This is a genomic window from Raineyella sp. W15-4 (assembly GCF_033170155.1).
In the GTDB taxonomy this organism is placed as follows: Bacteria; Actinomycetota; Actinomycetes; order Propionibacteriales; family Propionibacteriaceae; genus Raineyella.
This window is the reverse complement of record NZ_CP137079.1, coordinates 1,558,273-1,579,910: the sequence shown is the minus strand read 5'-3', so window position 1 is coordinate 1,579,910 and position 21,638 is coordinate 1,558,273. Positions and strand designations below refer to the sequence as shown.

Sequence of the window (21,638 nt, the reverse complement as noted above, 5' to 3'; positions counted from 1 at the left end):
CACGCGCCGGCCGGTCGCTGGTGGGGCCCGGGCCTTCCGGGCGATCGGAGTGTCAGGCCTTCCGGTCGTCCTTCTGCTCGGCACCACCCTGTTCGGCATCAGCCGCCAGCCGCTGCAGGGCCCGGACCGCCACGTCGGAGTCGGTCGTGGCCCACATCGGTGGCAGCGAGGCCTTCAGGAAGCTGCCGTAGCGTGCGGTGACGATCCGGGGATCGAGCAGCGCCACCATCCCCCGGTCGGTCGTCCGGCGGATCAACCGGCCGGCTCCCTGGGCCAGCAGCAGTGCCGCGTGGGTGGCGGCCACCGCCATGAATCCGTTGCCACCGTGCCGCTCGACCTCCTGCTGGCGGGCCTGCATCAGCGGCTCGTCGGGACGAGGGAACGGGATCTTGTCGATGATCACCAGTCGGCAGGTGTCCCCCGGCACGTCGACGCCCTGCCACAGGGACAGCGTCCCGAACAGGCTGGTCTCCGGCTCGGTGACGAACCGACGGGTGAGCTCGGCCAGATGGGCGTCGCCCTGCAGCAGGATCTCCATCGCGGGCAGTTCGAGGCGGACGTGCTCGGCGGCCGCCTGGGCCGCGCGCTGGGAGGAGAAGAGGCCCAGGGTGTGCCCACCGGCAGCCCAGACCAGCTGGGCGATCTCGGCCAGCACCGCCGGGTCCGTGCCGTCCCGCCCAGGTCTCGGCAGGTCACGGGCCAGGTAGAGGATCCCCTGCCTGCGGTAGTCGAAGGGCGAGCCGACGTCGAGCGCCCGCCAGGGCAGCACGCCCTCCATCGCCGCGGTGAAACCGGCCCCCATCACCTCGTCCGCCGACGGCCCCCGGTCGGCGTTCGGTTCGCTCCCGTCGACCAGTTCCGCGGCGCGCAGTCCGAAGGAGCCGGCCACCTTGGTGAAGCCCCCGCCGACCTTGAGGGTCGCGGAGGTGAACACCGCCGTCCGGTCGGACAGGATCGACCCACGCATCAGCCCGGCCACCGACAGCGGAGCCGCGCGCAACTCGCGGCCCGACCGTTCCCGGTCGATCACCCACACCACGTCCCCGTCGGAGGGGGTGGCCATCCGCTCGGCCACCTCGAACACCTCCTGGAGGGCCGCCTGGGCCTGACGTCGCTCGTTGCTGTCCGGATCCTTGCCGTCCTTGCCCTTGCCGAGCTGGGAGACGCCGTCGCGGGCCAGGTCCCGGACCTGCGCCAGCGCCGTCAGCAGCCCGGACTCGCCGGCCTCGACCCGGGCCAGGGGAGCCCCGTCGAGGGCTGTCCCCAGGGATTCGCCGGCATCCATCAGGTCGAGGGCGGTGTCGTCGTCCATCCAGGCCATCGCGCGCTTGGCGACCCGCTCGACGATCTGTGGGCTGAGCTCCGCCGAGGCCGCGCCGGTCACTCGGGAGACGAGTTCGTGGGCCTCGTCGATGACGACCGCCGAGTGTTCCGGGAGCACCGACCCCTCCTGCATGGCATCGATCGCCAGCATCGCGTGGTTGGTCACCACCAGGTCCGCGGCACGGGCCCGCTCCCGCGACTTCTCCACGAAGCACTCCGCCCCGAACGGGCACCGCTGCGCACCCAGGCACTCCCGCGAGGAGATCGACACCTGGGCCCAGCCGCGGGCGGTGTGGGTGGGGGCCTCGTCGCGGTCGGCGAGCCCGTCGCGATCGGCCTGCTCCTCGGCCCACTCGCGGAGCGCGAGGACCTCGGCGCCGAGCACCGAGACCTCGTCGGCCCCGGAATCGCGGATCTGGTCGGCGACGTCCGCGCCGCCGAAGAGCCCCTGTTGCTCCACCGTCCCGCTCTCCCGGATCCGCAGCAGGCAGGCGTAGTTCGTCCGGCCCTTCAGCACGGCCGACCGTACCCGCTTGCCGGCCACCTGCTCCATCGCGGCCAGTGCGTGCGGGATGTCACTGTCGGCCAGCTGGGCCTGCAGCGCCAGCGTGGCGGTCGCGATGACGACCCGGTCGTCCGGGTGGGCGGCGAGATGGGCCAGGACGGGCGCCAGATAGCCCAGGGACTTGCCGGTGCCAGTCCCCGCCTGGACCAGCAGGTGCTCCCGCCCGGCGAGGCACTCGGCGATCGCCCGCGCCATCGCCTGCTGCCCCGGGCGGGGGCTGCCGCCGATCACGCCGACGGAAGCCTCGAGGAGGTCGTCTGCGGTCACCGTGGGCAGCTTCTGGGAGGGCACCCGTCAACACTAGACGCTCCGCCCGCGCCGGCCGGGACCTCGATCGGACCGGTCACTGCTCCAGGTAGGCGCGGAACTCACCGGCCAGATCGGCGTTCACCAGGGCGACGATCCGGGTGCCCTCCGGAGTGAACTCCTGGGTGACGAACTCGCCGTGCTGGTGCACCTTGTCCAGCAGGTCCCCCCGGGAGTAGGGAACCAGGGCGCGCACCTCGACCTCGGGCCGGGGCAGCGCCGCCTCGACCGCCGCCCGGATCCGGTCCACGCCCGCACCGGTGCGGGCCGAGCAGAACAGCGCCGCCGGGTAGGCCGAGGCCAGTTCCAGCCGGGTGGTCGCGTCCACCAGGTCCATCTTGTTGAAGACCAGCAGCTCCGGCACGTCGGTCGCCTCGATCTCGCCGAGGACGTGGCGCACCGCGTCCACCTGTCCGGCCGGGTCCGGGTCGGCACCGTCGACGACGTGGACCAGCAGGTCGGCCTGGGCGGACTCCTCCAGGGTCGACCGGAAGGCCTCGATCAGCTCCGTCGGCAGGTGCCGGACGAAGCCGACGGTGTCGGTCAGGGTGTAGATCCGGCCGTCGGCGGCCTCGGCACGGCGGGTAGTGGGATCCAGGGTCGCGAACAGGGCGTCCTCGACGAGCACCCCGGCGCCGGTCAGCCGGTTCAGCAGGGACGACTTGCCGGCATTGGTGTAGCCGACGATCGCCACCGACGGGATCCGGTGGCGGTGCCGCTCGGACCGCTTGGTCTCCCGGGTGATGTCCATGTCGCGCAGCTTGCGCCGCAGGATCGCGATCCGGGTGTTGATCCGCCGCCGGTCGGTCTCGATCTTCGTCTCACCAGGACCACGACCACCGATGCCCGCACCACCGGCGGCCTGGCCACCGGCCTGCCGGGAGAGGCTGCCGCCCCAGCCACGCAGCCGTTGCTTGCGGTACTGGAGCTGGGCCAGCTCGACCTGGGCCTTGCCCTCGGCGCTGCGGGCGTGCTGGGCGAAGATGTCCAGGATGAGGATCGTCCGGTCGACGACCTTGACCTTGATCTCGTCCTCCAGGTTGCGCAGCTGCGAGGCGGACAGTTCACCGTCGCAGATCACCGTGTCGGCGCCGGTCGCCTGGACGACCTCGCGCACCTCGGCGACCTTGCCCCGGCCGATGTAGGTCGCCGGATCGGGCTGCTTGCGACGCTGGATCAGTCCCTCCAGCACCTCCGAGCCGGCAGTCTCGGCGAGCAGCTTGAGCTCGGCCATCGCGTTGTCGGCGTCGGCCTGGCTGCCGGTGGTCCAGACACTGACCAGCACCACCCGCTCCAGCCGGAGCTGTCGGTACTCGACCTCGGTGATGTCCTGCAGGTCGGTGCGGATGCCCGTCACCCGGCGCAGCGACAGACGCTCGGCGAGATCGAGCTGGTCCCCGTCGTACGCCTCCGGGTCCTCGCCCTCGACGCCGATGAAGTCGTCGGTCAGCAGCGTGGGCCCCGACTCCTCGGCCAGGTCATCGGCCAACTCGTCGGGCTCAGCATTCACCGGAGAGCCGCCGGGCTCCGTGTCCGCGGCGGGCCGGTCGTCGAGGACCTGCGGGTCGTCGGCCGGTGCAGAGGCCGGCGTCTCCCCGGGGTGCAACCGGCGGGCACGGATCAGCGCCGCCCGCTCGCGCGTGGGCCAGTACTCGTCCTGCGCGTCTGCCGGACCGGGTCCGGTCGGGGTGATGGCGATGGTGGTCCTCCCTCGGTGTTCGATTCCTCCAGTGTAGGAGCTCGGTCGAGGAGGACGAGCGGTTCAGCCGAGGTCGGGGATCACGATCGATCCGCGGTAGACCAGCTCCGCCGGTCCGGTCAGCGTCGCCAGCACCGGCGCGTCGGTCCCCGCCCGGCTGAGCCCGACGACCACCACGCCGCCGGGGACGTCCACCCGGATCCGGCGTTCCTCGGCGCCGATCACCAGCCCCAGCCGGGCCGCGCTGGCGGCAGCGACCGCGACCGTCCCGGTGCCGCACGACTCGGTCTCGCCGACCCCCCGCTCGTAGACCCGCATCCCCACGTGACCCTCGTCGAGGATCCGGACGAACTCCGCGTTGACGCCGAGCGGGAACTCCCCCACCGGCCAGGTCGGCTGCCGGGTGAGGTCGAGCGTGCCGATGTCGCCGTCGGTGAAGGACACCGCATGCGGGTTGCCGACGTCGACCGGCTGGGCCTGCCAGGTACGGGGACCGCCGCCGGCATCGGCGACCGTGATCGGGACAGTGGGCGCGAGCACTCCGTCGTACAGCCGGACCGGCCCCATCTCGACCCGCACCCGCTCGTCGGGCAGCAGCACCGCGTGGCGTTCACCGGCGCGGGTACCGATGGTCATCTCCCGGTCGTTGGCCAGCCCGGATTCGTAGAGGTAACGGACGAACACCCGCACCCCGTTGCCACACATCTCGGCCACCGACCCGTCGGCGTTGCGGTAGTCCATGAACCACAGGTCCGGATCGCCGTTCCACTCCGGGATGTGCTTGCCGCGGACGGCCCGCAGCAGCCCGTCCGCACCGACACCACCCCGCCGATCGCAGAGGAACCGGACCTCGACCGGATCGAGGTCCAGCATGCCCGCCTGGTCGGTGAAGACCACGAAGTCGTTGCGGGTGCCGTGGCCCTTGGCGAAGGTGATGTCGCGCATGGCGACCATCATGACACGGTGGATGTCACGCCACGGATGTCACGCCACCGGGGACAGTAGTCCGTGCAGCGGCCCGGCCAGCAGCGCCTCGGCCAGTTCGGCGGCCGGGCGGGTGGCGTCCACCCAGAGGATCCGGTCGTCGCGCCGGAACCAGCCGAGCTGCTTGCGGGCGAACCGCCGGGTCCGGGTGATGGTGGTCTCCTTCGCGGTCGCCTCGTCGATGGTTCCGGCCAGGTAGTCCAACACCTGCCGGTAGCCGAGGGCGCGGGAGGCCGTACGCCCCTCGCGCAGACCCCGCTCCGCCAGACCGCGCACCTCGTCGACGAAGCCATCGACCCACATCCGTTCCACCCGGGCGGCGATCCGGTCGTCGAGCACCTCACGCTCCAGCGACAGCCCGATCTGCACCACACCGGTCAGGGCGTAGCGGTGCTCGGGCAGGGTGGAGGTGTAGTGCCCGGTCAGCTCGATCACCTCCAGGGCCCGGACGACCCGACGCTCGTTGTTCGGCTCGATGCCCGCCGCGGCGGTCGGGTCGGCGGCCCGCAACCGGGCATAGAGCGCCCCGACGCCGAGCTGTGCCAGTTCCGCCTCCAGCCGGGACCGGACCTCCGGATCGGTGCCGGGGAACTCGAACTCGTCGACGATCGCCCGGATGTAGAGCGACGATCCGCCGACGAGCACCGGGACCACGCCGCGGCGGCGGCAGTCGGCGATGGCGGCGCGGGCGAGCCGCTGGAAGTCGGCCACCGTGGCCGTCCAGTCGATGTCCCAGATGTCGACGAGATGGTGGCGTACGGCCGCCCGCTCCTCGGCGGTCGGTTTCGCCGTGCCGATGTCCATGCCGCGGTAGACGAGCATCGAGTCGGCATTGACGATCTCGGCTGCCCGACCGGCCGCCCCCAGCCGACGGACGAGTTCGATCGCCAGGGCCGTCTTGCCGGAGGCGGTCGGTCCGATCACGGCGATCACCGGCAGGTCGGGACCAGCGGGGAGGTCGGGAACAGCGAGCACTCCCCCAGTGTGCCCGGTCCGGAAGCGCAGTGTGCCCGGTCCGGCGGGCGCCCGGGACCACACGCCCCGGCCCCGCCACGGCCGCCACGGCCGCCACGGCTGACACGGCGGCATGCAAGGATGGCGGCGTCAGCGGCGCGCGCTGCTGATCCGATACCCAAGGGAGACACGACATGAGCATGTTCGATCAGGCCCGGGATGCGGCCCAGAAGTTCGCCCAGGACAACCCCGACAAGGTCCGGGAAGCCGTCCAGCGGGTCGGCGAAGAAGTCGACCAGCGCACCGGCAACAAGTTCACCGATCAGATCGACCAGGCGGAGCAGACGATCGCCGACCGGCTCGCCGGCGACGCCCCGCAGCCCCAGGAGTCCGAGCAGGACCAGGCCTGAGCCTTTCGCCCTCGCGTCGGACCGGCGGGTCACCTCACGGGGCGGCCCGCCTTCCGTGGCCCCACGTCCTTCCGTGGCCCCACGCGGGGTCCCCACACGGGTTCGATGGTCAGGCCGTCGACCCCCCGATTACGGCACCGTGAAGATGCCGGCCCGGGCCGTTACGACACCGTGAAGTCCCTTCCATCCGGCCCCGTCGATGCGTCTACTGGAATCAGGCCCCGTGGGGCAGTCCCGGAAATTCCCGGACACAGGCCTGCGGAACTCGGTCGGACGCCATCCCGACGCCCGGTGCACGAAAGGACACTGCCATGGACCCCGTGAACATCATCGGCATCAGCCTGCTCGCCATCGTCGTCCTCGAACTGGTGGTCGACGCCGTGCGCACATGGTTCCAGAACCACATGCCGGCCGCCCGGCGCACTCAGGAACGTCTCACCGGCATCCCGAGCTGGACATTGGTCGGCCGCACCGATCCCTTCTGATCCGCCGGGAGCGCAATCGCCGGGTCGGGTGCCTGTCGTCGCGCCGCCCAGGCATCGCCGCCGCGGGTGCGCCGCAGTCCGCCGATGCCGGCATCGGCGGTCAGATGATGGGGGGCGGCGTACGTGATGACAGTTTCGGCGATGTCGCCCGGGCGCGGCCGCAGCGCCGGGTCGTCCGGGACAGCCACATGGACCAGCCGGTTGTCCCGGGCGCGGCCCGACATCCGCCGGGTGTCGCCGTCCTTCTTGCCCTCGCCGTCGGCGAACATCACCTCGACGGTCTGCCCGACGAGATGGCGGTTCTCCTCCCAGGCGATCTCGTCGACCAGCTCGACCAGCCGCCGGTAGCGCGCGTGCTTGATCTCGTCGGGCACCTGGTCGGGCATGGTGGCGGCCGGAGTGCCGGGGCGGATCGAGTACAGGAAGGTGAACGCGGCGCTGAACCGGGCCCGGCGGACCACCTCCAGCGTCTGCTCGAAGTCCTCCTCGGTCTCCCCCGGGAAGCCCACGATGATGTCGGTGGTGATCGCCGCGTGCGGCAGAGCCCCGCGCACCCGGTCGAGGATGCCGAGGAAACGCTCGGAGCGATAGGAGCGTCGCATCCGCCGCAACACGTCGTCGGAGCCGGACTGCAGCGGCATGTGCAGCTGGGGCATCACATTCGGGGTCTCGGCCATCGCCGCGATCACGTCGTCGGTGAAGTCCTTCGGGTGCGGGCTGGTGAACCGGACCCGCTCCAGCCCGTCGATCCGCCCGCAGGCCCGCAGCAGCGCAGCGAAGGCCTGCCTGCCGTACGGTTCAGGACCGGCGGTCTGGGTCTCGTACGCTCCGCGATCGGCGGCAGACCAGCCGGTGCCGTACGCGTTGACGTTCTGCCCCAGCAGGGTGACCTCCTGGACGCCCTGGTCGACCAGGGCGCGGATCTCCCCCAGGATGTCACCCGGCCGGCGGTCGTTCTCCTTGCCGCGCAGCGAGGGAACGATGCAGAAGGTGCAGGTGTTGTTGCAGCCGACGCTGATCGACACCCAGGCCGAGTAGGCGGAGTCGCGGTGGGTCGGCAGATCGGACGGGAAGGTCTCCAGGGCCTCGGTGATCTCCACCTGGGCCTCCTGGCGGATCCGGGCCCGTTCCAGCAGCGCCGGCAGCGACCCCAGATTGTTCGTCCCGAACACCACGTCGACCCAGGGCGCCCGCCGGACGATGACCTCGCGGTCCTTCTGGGCCATACATCCACCGACGGCCACCTGCATGCCCGGCCGGTCGGCCTTGACCGAGGCGATGTGGCCGAGGTTGCCGTAGAGCCGGTTGTCGGCGTTCTCCCGCACCGCGCAGGTGTTGAACACCACGACATCGGCCGGCGTGCCCGCCGCGGCGGGCAGGTAGCCGGCCCGGTCGAGCAGGCCGGCGATCCGCTCCGAGTCGTGCACGTTCATCTGGCAGCCGTACGTCCGCACCTCGTACGTACGCGGCGCGGTCGGGCCCTGGCCGACGGACCGGTCGGCGGTGGTGGGGGTGTCATTCATGGCGATCCCACCCTACAGGAGCACTCCGGGCGCCGGCCTCCGGCGACCGCGCGGGCGGACCGCAAGCCGGCGTGGACCGGGGACCCGGAGGCCACGCCCGGAGCGATCGTGTGACAGCCTGATGACGATCGGCCTGTGGAGGGGCCGGAATCACTGTGCAATCGGCCCCGTCGGCCCTATCGTGCGGTCATGACATCAATCCAGCCCGAGGCTGCCGGCCCGCTGGTCCACGAGACGGGTGAGCCGGTCGTCCTCCTGCAGAGTGTCAACAAACACTTCGGTGAGTTGCACGTCCTGCGGGACATCAGCCTGTCGGTGGCCAAGGGCGAGGTGGTGGTCGTCCTGGGCCCCTCGGGCTCGGGCAAGTCGACGCTGATCCGGACGATCAACCGGCTGGAGACGATCGATTCGGGCACGATCACCGTCGACGGTCACACACTGCCGTCCGAGGGCAAGCAGCTGGCCCAGCTCCGTGCCGAGGTGGGCATGGTGTTCCAGTCGTTCAACCTCTTCGCCCACCGGACGATCCTGGAGAACGTGACCCTCGGCCCGATCAAGGTCCGCAAGACCGCCCGGGCGACCGCCGAGTCCGAGGCGATGGCACTGCTCAAGCGGGTCGGGGTCGCCGACCAGGCGAAGAAGTACCCGGCCCAGCTCTCCGGCGGCCAGCAGCAACGCGTGGCGATCGCGCGGGCGCTGGCGATGAAACCCAAAGTGATGCTCTTCGACGAGCCGACCTCGGCCCTCGACCCGGAGATGGTCCAGGAGGTGCTCGACGTGATGATCAGGCTGGCCGCCCAGGGCATGACGATGATCGTCGTCACCCACGAGATGGGCTTCGCCCGCAAGGCGGCGAACCGGGTCGTCTTCATGTCCGACGGGCAGATCGTCGAGCAGGGCGACCCGAACGGCTTCTTCACCGCCCCTCGGACCGACCGGGCCCGGGACTTCCTGTCGAAGATCCTCCCGCACTGAGTCTTCGGACACCCACCCCGCGTACGCCCCGTACGCACCGCTATGGGCGGCCACGCCCGCCACAACCGAAAGGAACGCCCGATGCAGCATCGCAGGATCGGCCTCGCCGTCGGCGCCGCTGTGATGAGCCTCGCCCTGTCTGCCTGTGTGGCGGGCGGGTCGGGTGGCTCGTCCACCGGAGGCTCCGCCGGCACCATCACCATCGGCATCAAGTTCGACCAGCCCGGCCTCGGCCAGCAGGTCGGCAGCGACTACAAGGGATTCGACGTCGACGTCGCCCGCTACGTCGCCAAGGAACTGGGCTACCAGGAGAACCAGATCAAGTGGATGGAGGCGCCGTCGGCCCAGCGCGAGACCCTGATCCAGTCGGACCAGGTGAAGCTGGTCGTCGCCACCTACTCCATCACCGACGCCCGCAAGCAGAAGGTCGACTTCGCCGGCCCGTACTTCATCGCCGGCCAGGACATCCTGGTCCAGTCGAACCGTACGGACATCACCGGCCCGGCCGACCTCAAGGGCCACAAGCTCTGCTCCGTGGTCGGCTCGACCTCGGCCCAGAAGATCAAGGACCAGTACCCCGAGGTCCAGCTCCAGGAGGTGGACACCTACTCCAAGTGCGCCGAGGCCGTCGCGGCCGGTTCGATGGACGCACTGACCACCGACGACATCATCCTGGCCGGCTACGCCGCCCAGGACCAGTACAAGGGCAAGCTCAAGGTGGTCGGCAACCCGTTCACCCAGGAGCGCTACGGCGTCGGCCTGAAGAAGGGTGACACCGAACTGCAGCAGAAGGTCAACGACGCCCTGACCAAGATGATCAACGACGGGTCGTGGCAGAAGTACCTGGACGACAATGTCGGCGCCTCCGGGTACAAGCCCAACGCGCAGCTGAACCCGCCGAAGCCCGGTTCAGCCTAGGCCGACGGCCGCGGGTGGGGTGCAGCCGCGCACACCCCACCCGCTGTCCCGGGGCGGCCCGGTCCCGACGGCGGACCGGGCGGCACCGACCGTCGCGGACCCGGCCCGGCGCTCCCCGGGACCCCCGATCCCCGGAGGTGATCCACCGTGCAAGGCTTGATCGAGCTGCTCCAGCAGTACAACGTCCTGGCCGCGTTCTGGATGACGATCCGCCTGACGTTGCTCTCCGCGCTGGGCGCGCTGGTCATCGGCACGGTGATCGCCGTGATGCGTGTCTCTCCCGTCCCCTCACTGCAACGGTTCGGCGTGGCGTACGTCACCCTGATCCGCAACACCCCGCTGACGCTCATCGTGACGTTCTGCGTGCTCGGCCTGTATCTCTTCATGAACATGCGCCTGTTGCCGTCGACGGTCGATCCCAAGGCGCAGCTGTTCCTCTGGGCGGTCGTGGCGCTGTCCGGCTACCACGCGACGTTCGTCGCCGAGGGCATCCGGTCCGGCATCAACACGGTGCCCAGCGGTCAGGCCGAGGCGGCCCGCGCCATCGGCCTCACCTTCGGCCAGTCGTTGACCCAGGTGGTGCTGCCCCAGGCGATGCGCGGGGCGATCACGCCGCTGGGCAACACGTTCATCGCCCTCACCAAGAACACCACCGTGGTGGCGGCGGTGGGCGTGGCCGAAGCCTCGTACCTGATGAAGAACATGATCGAGTTCAGCCCCCAGCACCTCTACGCGATCTTCTTCCTGATGGCGCTCGGTTTCGTCATCCTCACCCTGCCCGTCGGCCTGCTCTTCTCCTGGGCCTCGACGAAGTGGCAGGTGCAGCGATGAGCGCCCGGGAACGGGAAGCAACCGTCCTCTTCGACGCGCCCGGGCCGCAGGGGATCCTGCGCAACCGGATCATCGGGATCGTCGGGATCGTCCTGATCGTCGCGCTGGTGGCCGGCCTGGTCTGGGGGCTGCGGGCCCAGCTGACCGGGGAGAAATGGTCTCCGTTCCTGCGCGGCGACACCTGGCTGGCCTACCTGCTGCCCGGGATCATCAACACCCTCCAGGCCGCGGCGATGTCCGTCGTCACCGCCTCACTGCTGGGTCTCGCCCTGGCTCTCGGACGGATGTCGTTCAGCCGGGCGGTGTCGTGGGTGTCCACCGTCATCATCGAGTTCTTCCGGGCCGTGCCGGTGCTGATGATGATGCTGTTCGTCTACTTCATGACGATCTTCGCACCCTTCATCGCCGACCTTTTCCCCGGCCCGATGGTCCAGATCAAGCCGCTGGTCGCGGTGGTGGCCGGTCTGACGTTCTACAACTCGGCCATCATCGCCGAGCTGCTGCGCTCCGGGGTCAACAGCCTGCCGCGCGGACAGACCGAGGCGGGCCTCGGCATCGGGCTCAACATCGGCCAGACCCGGTGGCTGATCCTGTTGCCGCAGGCCATCACCGCGATGCTCCCGGCGCTGGTCTCCCAGCTGGTCGTGATCGTCAAGGACTCCGCACTCGGCTACATCATCAGCTACCCCGAGCTGCTGCGGTCCTCGCAGACCCTGGCCAGCCGCTGGTCGAACTCCATCGCGGCCTTCCTGGTCGCCGCCGTGCTGTTCATCATCATCAACTACTCGCTGACCCGCCTGGCCGGCTACCTGGAGGGGCGTTCCCGGTCTCGGCAGGCCGGCCGGCCGCTGCAGCTGGAAGCGCTCAACATGGAGGACCACCTGCACAACCAGGAGGTGCCGCTCACGGAGTGAGCCGACCCCCGGCTGGGCTCAGCGGGCCACCTCGGTGGCGCGGGATTCCCGCACCACCGTCACCCGGATCTGGCCGGGGTAGGTGAGCTCCTCCTCCACCTGCTTGGCGATGTCACGGGCCAGCACCTGGGCCCCAATGTCGTCGACGGCGCCCGGCTCCACCATCACCCGGACCTCGCGGCCGGCCTGCATGGCGAAGACCTTGGTCACCCCCTCGTGGGCGGCGGCCAGGGTCTCCAGGCGTTCCAGCCGTTGAACGTACGACTCCAGCGACTCCCGCCGGGCGCCGGGGCGGCCACCGCTCATCGCATCGCAGGCCTGGGTGAGCACCGCCTCCACCGAATGCGGTTCGACGTCGTTGTGATGGGCCTCGATGGCGTGCACCACGTCGTCCGACTCCCCGTACTTGCGCGCCAGGTCGGCCCCGATCACCGCGTGCGGACCCTGGACCTCGTGGGTGAGGGCCTTGCCGATGTCGTGCAGGAACGCGCCGCGCTTGCAGCTGGCCACGTCCAGCTTGAGTTCCGCGGCCATCACCCCGGCGATGTTGGCGCACTCGACCAGGTGCTTGAGCACGTTCTGACCGTACGAGGTGCGGTAGCGCAACCGTCCCATCAGGGTGACCAGCTCCGGATGCAGGTCGTGGATGCCGACCGCCAGCAGCGCGTCCTCGGCCGCCTGTTGGCAGCGGTCGGCGATCCGCCGCTGGGAACGCTCGTAGACCTGCTCGATCCGAGCCGGGTGGATCCGGCCGTCGGCGATCAACTCCAGCAGGGTCAGCCGCGCCGTCTCCCGCCGCACCGGATCGAAACAGGACAGCAGCACGGTCTCGGGGGTGTCGTCGATCAGCACGTTCACCCCGGTGATCTGCTCGAAGGACCGGATGTTGCGTCCCTCGCGGCCGATGATCCTGCCCTTCATCTCGTCACTGGGCAGGTCGACGGTCGACACCACCGACTCCGCCGTCTGCTCCGGCGCCAGCCGCTGGATCGCCTCGACGATCACCGCCTGGGCCTTCACCTCGGCATGCCGGCGGGCCTCCGCCTCGATGTCCCGGGCGATGATCGCGGCCTGGCGTTTGGAGTCCTGCCGCGCCACGGCGAGGACCTCCTCGCGCGCCTGGTCGGCGCTGAGCCCGGCGATCCGCTCCAGAGCGGTCCGCTGCTCCGCTTCCGCCGCGGTCAGCGCCGCCACACGTTCCTGCAGCGCCTCGCCCTGTTCCTGTGCCTCGGCCCGCCGACGCTCCAGGTCCGATCCGTCGCGGTCCAGCCGTTCCTCGCGCTCGGTGAGCCGGTGCTCCCGACGCTCCTGGCTCAACCGGATCTCGCGGATCTCGTCGTGCTGGGACTGGGAGAACGACGCTGCCTCACCGCGCAGTCGCTCCCCCTCGAGCTGGGCCTCCTCGGCCTCACGCAGCGCCGCCTGGGCCTTCAGCCGCAGCTCGTCGGCGGCCGAGCGGATCGACTGGTCGTAGCTGTCCGCCTCGTCCCGGACGGCCCGCTGGTAGGTCTCTGCCTCGGCCCGCAGCCGGGTGGCCTGGGACCGGACCGCCTCGGCCTCGGCCTCGCCGTCCGCGCGCAGGTCACGGGCCTCCTCCAGGGCCCGGGCCCGGATCGCCTCGATCTCCTGCTGGGCCTCCGTCCGCAGCCGGGCGGTCTCCTCCAGCTGCGCCGGCGTCGGGTCGTGCGACCCGGCTGCGCGGGAACGGCGAAACAGGATCGCGGCGAGCACCCCGATGGCGATGAGGACGACCACCAGCAGGCCGACGACCAGGAACCCGACCGTCGAGTTCATATGGCATGCACTCCCTTTCAACACGCGTCCGTGCAGGTTGGGAGGGCGCTACAGCGTGGTGCACCGAATGGCCGGACATCTGCTGATGCCGGCCACCCCGGTAACCATCTCTATCGTGCGTGGGATCGTCCGACCCCGATATGCATCACGTACGTCGATGAAGGATCACGCGTCTGTGAAGGTCACTGCACTACCCTCAGCGGGCATTTTACTGAGGGTCGGCAAACCGTGCTGAACCTTGGCTTCCTCGGCGGCCGTGTCGGCCCTCACTGTTCCTCGCCGAACCAGGCTCCATCGCCTCCGTCGAGGTCGACGGCGGCCAGCACCCGGGAGCTCACCGAGGCGGAGAAGCCGCGGCGGGCCAGGGCCGCGACCAGTCTCCGCCGGCGGACCTCGGGGACCAGTCCGGCCATCGACCGGACCTTGCGCTCGGCCAGCGCCAGCGCGGCGTCGTACTCCCGGTCGGCATCGACCGCCCGCAGCACGTCGTCGATGATGTCCCGGTCGACGCCCTTCCTGACCAGTTCGTCCCGCAGGGCCCGTCCGGACAGGTGCTTGCGTTCCTGTCGGGAGGTGACCCAGGCCTCGGCGAAGGTCCGGTCGTCGACCAGTCCGACCTCCGTCAGCCGGTCGAGCACCGCCGTGGCCACGTCCGGATCCGTGTGCCGCTTCGCCAGGGCCTGCTCCAGCTCGCGCCGCGAATGGGACCGCTCGGTGAGCCGACGCAGCACGATCTCCCGCGCGACATCGTACGGGTCGGCCTCCGGGTCCGGGTTCTCCTCCGGCCCCGGAGCGCGACGTCCACGAGTGTTCAGAACTTCACCTCACCGGTCTCCGGGTCGATGTCCTCCTCGGCATCGGCACCCTCGGGGTCCGCTGCGACACCGATGCCCATCTTGGCCTTGATCTTGGTCTCCAGCTCGGTGGCCACCTCGGGGTGGGTCTTGAGGAAGTTGCGGGCGTTCTCCTTGCCCTGGCCGAGCTGGTCGCTGTCGTAGGTGAACCAGGCGCCGGCCTTGCGGACCAGACCGGTCTCCACCCCCATGTCGATCAGCGAACCCTCGCGGCTGATGCCCTCGCCGTAGATGATGTCGAACTCGGCCTGCTTGAACGGCGGGGCCACCTTGTTCTTGACCACCTTGACCCGGGTCCGGTTGCCGACCATCTCGGTGCCGTCCTTCAGCGTCTCGATCCGCCGCACATCGAGGCGTACCGAGGCGTAGAACTTCAGCGCCCGGCCACCGGTGGTGGTCTCCGGGTTGCCGAACATGACGCCGATCTTCTCGCGGAGTTGGTTGATGAAGATCGCCGTGGTGGCGGCGCTGCTGAGTGCACCGGTCATCTTGCGCAACGCCTGGCTCATCAGCCGGGCCTGCAGCCCGACGTGCGAGTCACCCATCTCACCCTCGATCTCAGCCCGCGGGGTCAGGGCCGCCACCGAGTCGATGACGAGGAGGGCCAGAGCCCCGGAGCGGACCAGCATGTCGGCGATCTCCAGGGCCTGCTCGCCGTTGTCCGGCTGGCTGACCAACAGTGCGTCCGTGTCGACCCCGAGCTTCTTGGCGTACTCGGGATCCAGCGCGTGCTCGGCGTCGATGAAGGCGCAGATGCCGCCCTGCTTCTGCGCCTGTGCGACTGCGTGCAGCGCCACGGTCGTCTTGCCCGAGGACTCCGGGCCGTAGATCTCGACGATCCGGCCGCGCGGCAGGCCACCGACGCCGAGCGCGATGTCCAGTGCCACCGACCCGGTGGGGATCACCTCGATGTTGGCGTGCGTCCTGTCCCCCAGACGCATCACCGAGCCCTTGCCGTACTGCTTCTCGATCTGGCCGAGCGCGGCGTTCAGCGCCTGCTCGCGGTTGTTGACTGCCATCGGCTCGCCCTTTCGTCTCCCCGTCGCCGGGACGTTCGTTCCCCGCTTGGCGGGGAGGTCGGGGGCCGCGCGTCTCGTGCCCGGGCCCCGTTGTCGTCGGTTGTCGTTGTCGCCGCTCTTCGCGGTCGCCGTTCTCGCTGTGGCCGCCCTCGGAGCGGCCGTCCTACCTGCGGCCGCCCTCGGAGCGGCCGTCCTACCTGCGGCCACCCTGGGGACGGCCGATCCGCCGGTGGCCGCCTTCCGCGCGGCCGGCCTGCGCGCTGTTGGTTGTCGTGTCGCCCGTCCTGGTGGTGTCGGTCCTGCTGTTGTCGATCCCGGTGCGCCCCCATCGCTTCGCTCGGGGCCGCCTTGTCCGTCGGTCTTCCTCGCCGTCGTCGTCATCGTCGACAACACTAGGCTCGACCACTGACACTGCCGCGAGCCTCTTGTCGGCTGGGGACGGATGACGTGGGTGGTACGTCGTCGGTGGACAACTTACCGAACAGGTGTTCGATCCTGTGCGAATCCATCGGCGTGTCGTACGCGTGTCGCTCGGCAGTCGGCGCGCCGCCGCTCCGGCCGCTGGGGACCGGACGGCCGCCGCGGGGGCGGACCCGGGTCAGCGCTCCGACGGCGGCAGTTCCAGAGCGGCCCAGCAGGCCCGCCAGACAGTCTTGGGGGGCACCCCGGCGGCAAGGGCTTCGACCACAGTGCGGCCCGCCAGGTCGGCCATCACGTGTTGCTCCGCCCACACCCTGGCGTATCCCGGCCCGAGATGGCGCTCGAGCCTGCGCCACAGCTCCGTCTCCCGCATCCGGACACAGTACCCGCAGCTGCCGGCACCACCCGAGCGGGCGTCCCGACGGGCCGGGCGCTCCGGTCGGACCGGATCAGGCAGCGGTTGCGGTCGCCTGCGGCGGCCGCAGTGGGAGCGGGGTGATGTTGCGTTCGGTGACTGCCATCCGCTCGGCGACGTCCCCGATCACATGGGACATCGGGACGTTGAGTGCGCCGCAGATCGCCGCGAGGAGCTCGCTGGAGGCCTCTTTCTGGCCCCGTTCGACCTCCGAGAGGTAGCCCAGGCTGACCCCGGCGCGACGCGACACGTCCCGGAGGGTCTTCCCCTGTGTCACGCGCTCGGAGCGCAGGGCGGCGCCGAGGTGCTCGCGCATCAGCGCGGGCCGGGTGATGTCGCTGACAGGGGTCATGGCGTCAGCTTACCCGCCGGGCGATCACCCGCCCACCCGGACTCGCGCGCCGAGTCAGCGGCTCCGGTAGGCCTCGGTCAGCTGGCGGAGGGCGGCCTCGACGGTCCGGGTGCGGATGGTGTGGCGGTCGCCGTCGAGACGGTACTGCCGCACCGCCGCCCCCGATCCGTCGGCCACTGCGATGAAGACCGTGCCCGCGGAATGGCCCTCCTGGGGGTCGGGTCCGGCCACGCCGGTGACGGCCACCCCCCAGTCGGCCGCGCAGACCTCCCTGGCCCCGGCCGCCATGGCCAGCGCGGTGGACGGGGCCACCGCCCCGTCCCGAGCCAGCTCGCCCGGGTCCACCCGGGCCAGGGTGTGCTTGAGGTCGGTGGCGTAGGTGATCAGGCCGCCGCGGAAGACCGCCGAGGCGCCGGGCACGGAGGTCAGCGTCGCGCCCAGCAGGCCACCGGTGAGCGACTCACAGGTCGCCAGGGTGGCCGATCCGCGTTCGAGGAGCCCCAACACCGCCGCCGCCAGGGCGTACGCCGCCTCGCTGGGCGCGGCCCCGCGGGAGACCGGCGCGTTGCTGGGCGACGCGGCCGCGACGACGTCGGCCGTCCGGATCGCGCCCCGCCCGGACGCCAGCTCCACCGGCGGAAGGTCCATGGCGAGCAGCAGGTCCACGGGCGGCCGGTCCGCCGGCCGGAGGTCCACCGACGGGTAGTCCCAGGGCGCCGGGTCGGCCGGCCAGTGGTCCGGGGGAAGGTCGGGGCGGATCATCGGGCGTCGGGGTGGGTGGCGAGGTAGCCGGCCCGCATCCGGGCGGCCTCCCGCAGGTAGTCCAGACCGGTGAGCACGGTGAGCAGGAAGGCCGCCGCCATCAGCACCCAGGACACCACCTCGACGATCCCGCCGAAGGACAGGCCGGCAGCGGGCAGCGGCAGCAGGTAGAGGACCAGGGCGGCCGACTGGGTCATCGTCTTCAGCTTCCCGCCGCGGTTGGCCGCCATCACGCCGTACTTGAGGATGAAGAAGCGCATCACGGTGATGCCCCACTCGCGCAGCAGGATGACGATCGTCACCCACCACCACAGCTCGCCGATGATGCTCAGTCCGATGAACGCCATCCCGGTGAGCGCCTTGTCGGCGATCGGGTCCATCAGCTTGCCGAAGCTGGTGATCAGGTTGTGCGAGCGGGCCAGTCGTCCGTCGACGAAGTCGGTCGCCATCGCCAGGACGAACACCCCGGTGGTGGCCCACCGCCAGCCGGCCGCCTCCGGGTGGGCGAGCAGCATCCAGCCGAACAACGGCACCAGCAGGATCCGCAGCACGGTGAGCGCGTTGGGAACGTTCCAGGGCGACGGCTCGGTGCCGGCCTCGGTGCTCGGCTCCTGGCTGCTCATCGTCGCTCCTCCAGCGGGCGGGCCACCAGGTCGATGCCCTCGGCGCCGGTCACCCGGGCCCGGACGAGGTCACCGACCGCGTACGGCCGGCCCGGAGTGCCGCCGCCCGGAGCATCCCCCGGACCGGACAGGTCGAGGACGGTCACCCCGTCGACCTCGGGCCCCTGGTGGGCGGCGCGGCCGACCCAGCGGGCGTCGTCCTCGTCGCGCTCCTCCAGCAGGACCGTCACCTCCTCGCCGATCCGGTCGGCGGCGCGCTCCTCCATCACCTCGAGGACCAGGTCGGCGAGCATCGCGCGGCGGTCCTCGATCTCGTCCTCGGACAGGTGTCCGTCGAGCCGTACGCCCTCGGTGCCCTCCTCGTCGGAGTAGCCGAAGACTCCGCACACGTCCAGCCGCGCGGCGCGCAGGAAGTCCGCCAGCAGCTCCACGTCCTGCTCGGTCTCGCCGGGGAAGCCGGCGATGACGTTGGCCCGGATGCCGGCCCGTGGGGCAGCGGAACGGACCCGGTCGATCAGGCCGAGGAAGGCGTCGGGATCGCCGAACCGCCGCATCCGGCGCAGCACCTCGGGGGCGGCGTGCTGGAAGGACAGGTCGAAGTAGTCCACCACGCTGTCCAGCCGGCCCATCGTCTCGACCAGTCCGGGCCGGATCTCGGCGGGCTGCAGGTAGCTGACCCGGAGCCAGGGCAGTTCCTCGATCCCGGACAGCGCCACCAGCAGGGTCTCCAGGTCCGCGCCGGGCCCGAGGTCCTTGCCGTAGGAGGAGGTGTTCTCGGAAACCAGGAAGGCCTCGCGGACGCCCTGGCTCGCCAGCCAGCGGGCCTCCGCGACGATGTCGTCCACCGGCCGGGACAGGTACGATCCGCGGAAGGAGGGGATGGCGCAGAAGGCGCACCGGCGGTCGCAGCCGGAGGCGATCTTCAGCGGTGCGGAGGGGGCGCCGGAGAGTCGCCGGTGGAACACCCGCGGGCCGCTGGCCGGGAGGTGGCCGGCACCGGCGTGGGTCACCCCGGGCACCACGACCCGGTCGACGGCCGCCTGGCGCTCGACCGGGGTGATCGGCAGCAGTTCGCGGCGGTCGCGGGGGACGTGCGGGGTCGGGCGCGCCCCGTGGAGGATGCCCTGCAGCCGGGCTGCGATGTCGTCGTAGTCGTCGAAACCCAGCACGTCGGCCTCCGGCAGTTCGGCGGCCAGGTCGGCGCCGTAGCGCTCGGCCAGACAGCCGACGGCGACGACGGCCCGGGTACGCCCCTCGGCCTTCAGCTCGGCAGCGTCGAGCAGCACGTCGACCGACTCCTGCTTGGCCTGGGTGATGAAGCCGCAGGTGTTCACCATCACCGCGTCGGCGCCCTCGGCGTCGTCGACGAGGCGGAAGCCTCCCTCGGCCAGCCGGGCCGCGAGTTCTCCGGAATCGACGTCGTTGCGCGCACAGCCCAGGGAGACCAGGTGCACCGACAGCAGGTCTGATGTTTCGCCACTCATGATGCCGTCCAGTATCCCCCACCCGCGCGCCCGCCGGCTCCTGTGCCGGGCCGGCGGGCGGCGACCGTCAGGCCTGCTGCAGGTTCTCCAGTACCTCGTCGAGGTCGTCCGGCTTCACCATCACGTCGCGCGGCTTGGAGCCCTCCGAGGGCCCGACGACACCGCGGGTCTCCAGGATGTCCATCAGTCGGCCGGCCTTGGCGAACCCGACCCGCAGCTTCCGCTGCAGCATCGAGGTCGACCCGAGCTGCAGGGTGACCACCAGCTGGGCGGCCTCCAGCACCAGCTCCATGTCGTCGCCGATGTCCTCGGCGACCTTCTTCGCGGCGGCGGGCGCGACGACGTCCTCGCGGTAGTGCGCCGGCAGCTGGTTCTTGACGATGTCGACGACGTCGCGGATCTCCTGTTCGGTGACCCACGACCCCTGCACCCGGACCGGCTTGGAGGCGCCCATCGGCAGGAACAGGCCGTCGCCCTGGCCGACCAGCTTCTCGGCGCCGGGCTGGTCGAGGATGACCCGGGAGTCGGTCATCGACGAGGTCGCGAAGGCGAGCCGGGACGGCACGTTGGCCTTGATCAGGCCGGTGACGACGTCGGTGGACGGGCGCTGGGTGGCCAGCACCAGGTGGATGCCGGCGGCGCGGGCGAGCTGGGTGATCCGGACGATCGAGTCCTCCACGTCCCGCGGCGCGACCATCATCAGGTCGGCCAGCTCGTCGACGATCACCAGCAGGTACGGGTAGGGGCGCAGGTCGCGCTCCGACCCGGCCGGCGGCTGCACCTGCCCGGCCCGGACCGCCTTGTTGAAGTCCTTGACGTGCTTGAACCCGAACTCGGCCAGGTCGTCGTAGCGCTGGTCCATCTCCCGGACCACCCACTGCAGCGCCTCGGCCGCCTTCTTCGGCGAGGTGATGATCGGGGTGACCAGGTGCGGGATGCCGTCGTACGCGGTGAGCTCGACCCGCTTCGGGTCGACCAGGATCATCCGGACCTCGTCGGGTGTCGACCGGATCAGGATCGAGGTGATCATCGAGTTCACGAACGAGGACTTGCCCGACCCGGTGGCGCCGGCGACGAGCAGGTGCGGCATCTTCGCCATGTTGGCCAGTACGTAGCCGCCCTCGACGTCCTTGCCGAGACCGACCGTCATCGGCTCGTGGTCGTTGCGTGCCTTGGTGGAGCGCAGCACGTCGCCGAGCGAGACGATCTCCTTGTCCTTGTTGGGGATCTCCACGCCGATCGCGGACTTGCCGGGGATCGGCGACAGGATCCGGACGTCGGCGCTGGCCACCGCGTAGGCGATGTTCTTGGAGACGTTCAGCACCTTCTCGACCTTGACGCCGGGGCCGAGCTCGACCTCGTAGCGGGTGACGGTCGGGCCACGGGTGTAGCCGGTGACCCGGGCGTCGATGTCGAACTCGTCGAACACCTCGGTCAGCCGGTGCACGATCTCGTCGTTGGCCGGCGTCCGGGGCTGCGGCGGGGTGCCGGCCTTGAGCACCGTCATCTCCGGCAGTCGGTACTCGACGTCGCCGACCTGTTCGACGCGCTGCGGCAACGGCGAGTCGTCCGGGGTCTCGGCCGGCGCGTTGACGGTGACCCGGACCGGCAGTCCGGCGGTGACCGGGCCGGTCTTCGCCGCCTCGACCGCGGTGGCCGGCGGGGCCGGGCGGGGCACCGGGGTGGCGTCGACGCCGGTGTCGAAGGCCATCGGGTCGATGTCGGTCAGGTCGGTCCGCTCCCTTGGCCGCGGGTCGGCCGGATCGGGCCGCTCCCGCGACCCGGGCGCCCGGGCGATCACCACACTGTCCTCGCGGGAGCGGCGTCGCTGACGCCCGGGGGCCGGCGTGGTCCGGGACTGCTCGTCGTCGCCGGCCCCGTCATCCTCGGGCTCGGCTCCACGGACCGGCCGGCTCCGGCGCCGCTCGCCGATGATCGGGGTGTCGTACGCCTGCTCGTCGAGGCCGTACTCCGGGCGTTCGGTGGCGCGGAGCCGGTGGTCGCGAGCCTCGTTGATCCGGGCCGGGA

Annotated in this window: 19 protein-coding genes and 1 pseudogene; 6 read left to right on the top strand and 14 right to left on the bottom strand. The window is 70.9% G+C overall.

The genetic code is table 11. The features are described 5' to 3' along the window. Positions 1-52: 52 nt before the first annotated feature. From R0145_RS07350 to miaA, 4 genes are all read right to left on the bottom strand, one after another. On the bottom strand, positions 53-2,083 hold the full coding sequence (locus tag R0145_RS07350; protein WP_317840182.1) for an ATP-dependent DNA helicase: 2,031 nt from the start codon (positions 2,081-2,083) through the stop codon (positions 53-55). A 148-nt stretch (positions 2,084-2,231) separates the two neighbouring features. Continuing rightward, positions 2,232-3,644 carry a GTPase HflX gene (gene hflX / locus R0145_RS07345; RefSeq protein WP_317840181.1) on the bottom strand — a complete coding sequence of 471 codons (1,413 nt, stop codon included), beginning with the start codon at positions 3,642-3,644 and terminating at the stop codon, positions 2,232-2,234. A gap of 312 nt (positions 3,645-3,956) precedes the next feature. After that, entirely contained in the window at positions 3,957-4,838 is an 882-nt protein-coding gene (gene dapF, locus R0145_RS07340; protein WP_317839701.1) for a diaminopimelate epimerase, read from the bottom strand. 39 nt (positions 4,839-4,877) lie between these two features. Beyond that, complete coding sequence (gene miaA, locus R0145_RS07335) at positions 4,878-5,852, bottom strand: tRNA (adenosine(37)-N6)-dimethylallyltransferase MiaA (protein ID WP_317839700.1); 975 nt, start codon at positions 5,850-5,852, stop codon at positions 4,878-4,880. A 173-nt stretch (positions 5,853-6,025) separates the two neighbouring features. Here miaA and R0145_RS07330 point away from each other — a divergent pair, with 173 nt between their 5' ends. Both R0145_RS07330 and R0145_RS07325 read left to right on the top strand, forming a co-directional pair. Then, positions 6,026-6,241: an antitoxin gene (locus tag R0145_RS07330; RefSeq protein WP_317839699.1), complete on the top strand. Its 216-nt coding sequence runs from the start codon at positions 6,026-6,028 to the stop codon at positions 6,239-6,241. Between the two features lie 311 nt (positions 6,242-6,552). Then, positions 6,553-6,726 carry a hypothetical protein gene (locus R0145_RS07325; RefSeq protein ID WP_317839698.1) on the top strand — a complete coding sequence of 58 codons (174 nt, stop codon included), beginning with the start codon at positions 6,553-6,555 and terminating at the stop codon, positions 6,724-6,726. Here R0145_RS07325 and miaB read toward each other — a convergent pair. Beyond that, the gene (gene miaB, locus R0145_RS07320) at positions 6,666-8,249 is read right to left on the bottom strand and encodes a tRNA (N6-isopentenyl adenosine(37)-C2)-methylthiotransferase MiaB (RefSeq protein WP_317839697.1); all 1,584 of its coding nucleotides are present in this window, start codon (positions 8,247-8,249) and stop codon (positions 6,666-6,668) included. The two genes, R0145_RS07325 and miaB, sit on opposite strands and share 61 nt — an antisense overlap. Before the next feature lie 189 nt (positions 8,250-8,438). On the opposite strand from miaB, the gene R0145_RS07315 reads away from it, so the two are divergent. The 4 genes from R0145_RS07315 (at position 8,439) to R0145_RS07300 (ending at position 11,887) form a co-directional block, all read left to right on the top strand. Then, a complete protein-coding gene (locus tag R0145_RS07315) occupies positions 8,439-9,224 on the top strand; it encodes an amino acid ABC transporter ATP-binding protein (protein WP_317839696.1) in 786 nt (261 codons plus the stop codon). An 81-nt stretch (positions 9,225-9,305) separates the two neighbouring features. Beyond that, positions 9,306-10,142 carry a glutamate ABC transporter substrate-binding protein gene (locus tag R0145_RS07310; protein ID WP_317839695.1) on the top strand — a complete coding sequence of 279 codons (837 nt, stop codon included), beginning with the start codon at positions 9,306-9,308 and terminating at the stop codon, positions 10,140-10,142. Between the two features lie 147 nt (positions 10,143-10,289). Beyond that, positions 10,290-10,973 (top strand): ABC transporter permease subunit, encoded by a 684-nt coding sequence (locus R0145_RS07305; protein WP_317839693.1) that lies wholly within the window; start codon positions 10,290-10,292, stop codon positions 10,971-10,973. Further along, positions 10,970-11,887, top strand: coding sequence for an amino acid ABC transporter permease (locus tag R0145_RS07300; protein WP_317839692.1), 918 nt, complete (start codon positions 10,970-10,972; stop codon positions 11,885-11,887). The genes R0145_RS07305 and R0145_RS07300 overlap by 4 nt, the downstream gene beginning before the upstream one ends. 18 nt (positions 11,888-11,905) lie before the next feature. Here the strand turns inward: R0145_RS07300 and rny are convergent, their stop codons facing one another. From rny to R0145_RS18395, 9 genes and pseudogenes are all read right to left on the bottom strand, one after another. Further along, a complete protein-coding gene (rny, locus tag R0145_RS07295; RefSeq protein WP_317839691.1) occupies positions 11,906-13,681 on the bottom strand; it encodes a ribonuclease Y in 1,776 nt (591 codons plus the stop codon). 266 nt (positions 13,682-13,947) lie between these two features. Beyond that, positions 13,948-14,412, bottom strand: coding sequence for a regulatory protein RecX (locus R0145_RS07290; protein WP_317839690.1), 465 nt, complete (start codon positions 14,410-14,412; stop codon positions 13,948-13,950). Between the two features lie 80 nt (positions 14,413-14,492). Continuing rightward, the gene (gene recA, locus R0145_RS07285) at positions 14,493-15,554 is read right to left on the bottom strand and encodes a recombinase RecA (RefSeq protein WP_317839689.1); all 1,062 of its coding nucleotides are present in this window, start codon (positions 15,552-15,554) and stop codon (positions 14,493-14,495) included. Positions 15,555-16,152: 598 nt separating this feature from the next. Beyond that, on the bottom strand, positions 16,153-16,347 hold the full coding sequence (locus tag R0145_RS07280) for a DUF3046 domain-containing protein (RefSeq protein ID WP_317839688.1): 195 nt from the start codon (positions 16,345-16,347) through the stop codon (positions 16,153-16,155). Positions 16,348-16,423: 76 nt separating this feature from the next. Continuing rightward, positions 16,424-16,741 carry a helix-turn-helix transcriptional regulator gene (locus tag R0145_RS07275; RefSeq protein WP_317839687.1) on the bottom strand — a complete coding sequence of 106 codons (318 nt, stop codon included), beginning with the start codon at positions 16,739-16,741 and terminating at the stop codon, positions 16,424-16,426. Between the two features lie 54 nt (positions 16,742-16,795). Next, positions 16,796-17,260, bottom strand: coding sequence for a CinA family protein (locus tag R0145_RS07270; RefSeq protein WP_317840180.1), 465 nt, complete (start codon positions 17,258-17,260; stop codon positions 16,796-16,798). Between the two features lie 239 nt (positions 17,261-17,499). Further along, entirely contained in the window at positions 17,500-18,126 is a 627-nt protein-coding gene (gene pgsA, locus R0145_RS07265) for a CDP-diacylglycerol--glycerol-3-phosphate 3-phosphatidyltransferase (RefSeq protein WP_317839686.1), read from the bottom strand. Continuing rightward, positions 18,123-19,586 (bottom strand): 30S ribosomal protein S12 methylthiotransferase RimO, encoded by a 1,464-nt coding sequence (gene rimO, locus R0145_RS07260; RefSeq protein WP_317840179.1) that lies wholly within the window; start codon positions 19,584-19,586, stop codon positions 18,123-18,125. The genes pgsA and rimO overlap by 4 nt, the downstream gene beginning before the upstream one ends. Positions 19,587-19,677: 91 nt before the next feature. After that, positions 19,678-21,231 (bottom strand): annotated as a pseudogene (locus tag R0145_RS18395) (DNA translocase FtsK); the annotation flags it as partial. Positions 21,232-21,638 lie beyond the last annotated feature (407 nt).

What these genes read in the sequence shown, in the direction of transcription:
- R0145_RS07350 (WP_317840182.1), bottom strand. Translation starts at nt 2,083, where the DNA reads ATGGCGCGGGCGATCGCCGAGTGCCTCGCCGGGCGGGAGCACCTGCTG.
- dapF (WP_317839701.1), bottom strand. Translation starts at nt 4,838, where the DNA reads ATGCGCGACATCACCTTCGCCAAGGGCCACGGCACCCGCAACGACTTC.
- R0145_RS07330 (WP_317839699.1), top strand. Translation starts at nt 6,026, where the DNA reads ATGAGCATGTTCGATCAGGCCCGGGATGCGGCCCAGAAGTTCGCCCAG.
- R0145_RS07325 (WP_317839698.1), top strand. Translation starts at nt 6,553, where the DNA reads ATGGACCCCGTGAACATCATCGGCATCAGCCTGCTCGCCATCGTCGTC.
- miaB (WP_317839697.1), bottom strand. Translation starts at nt 8,249, where the DNA reads ATGAATGACACCCCCACCACCGCCGACCGGTCCGTCGGCCAGGGCCCG.
- R0145_RS07315 (WP_317839696.1), top strand. Translation starts at nt 8,439, where the DNA reads ATGACATCAATCCAGCCCGAGGCTGCCGGCCCGCTGGTCCACGAGACG.
- R0145_RS07310 (WP_317839695.1), top strand. Translation starts at nt 9,306, where the DNA reads ATGCAGCATCGCAGGATCGGCCTCGCCGTCGGCGCCGCTGTGATGAGC.
- R0145_RS07300 (WP_317839692.1), top strand. Translation starts at nt 10,970, where the DNA reads ATGAGCGCCCGGGAACGGGAAGCAACCGTCCTCTTCGACGCGCCCGGG.
- rny (WP_317839691.1), bottom strand. Translation starts at nt 13,681, where the DNA reads ATGAACTCGACGGTCGGGTTCCTGGTCGTCGGCCTGCTGGTGGTCGTC.
- recA (WP_317839689.1), bottom strand. Translation starts at nt 15,554, where the DNA reads ATGGCAGTCAACAACCGCGAGCAGGCGCTGAACGCCGCGCTCGGCCAG.
- R0145_RS07280 (WP_317839688.1), bottom strand. Translation starts at nt 16,347, where the DNA reads ATGCGGGAGACGGAGCTGTGGCGCAGGCTCGAGCGCCATCTCGGGCCG.
- R0145_RS07275 (WP_317839687.1), bottom strand. Translation starts at nt 16,741, where the DNA reads ATGACCCCTGTCAGCGACATCACCCGGCCCGCGCTGATGCGCGAGCAC.
- pgsA (WP_317839686.1), bottom strand. Translation starts at nt 18,126, where the DNA reads ATGAGCAGCCAGGAGCCGAGCACCGAGGCCGGCACCGAGCCGTCGCCC.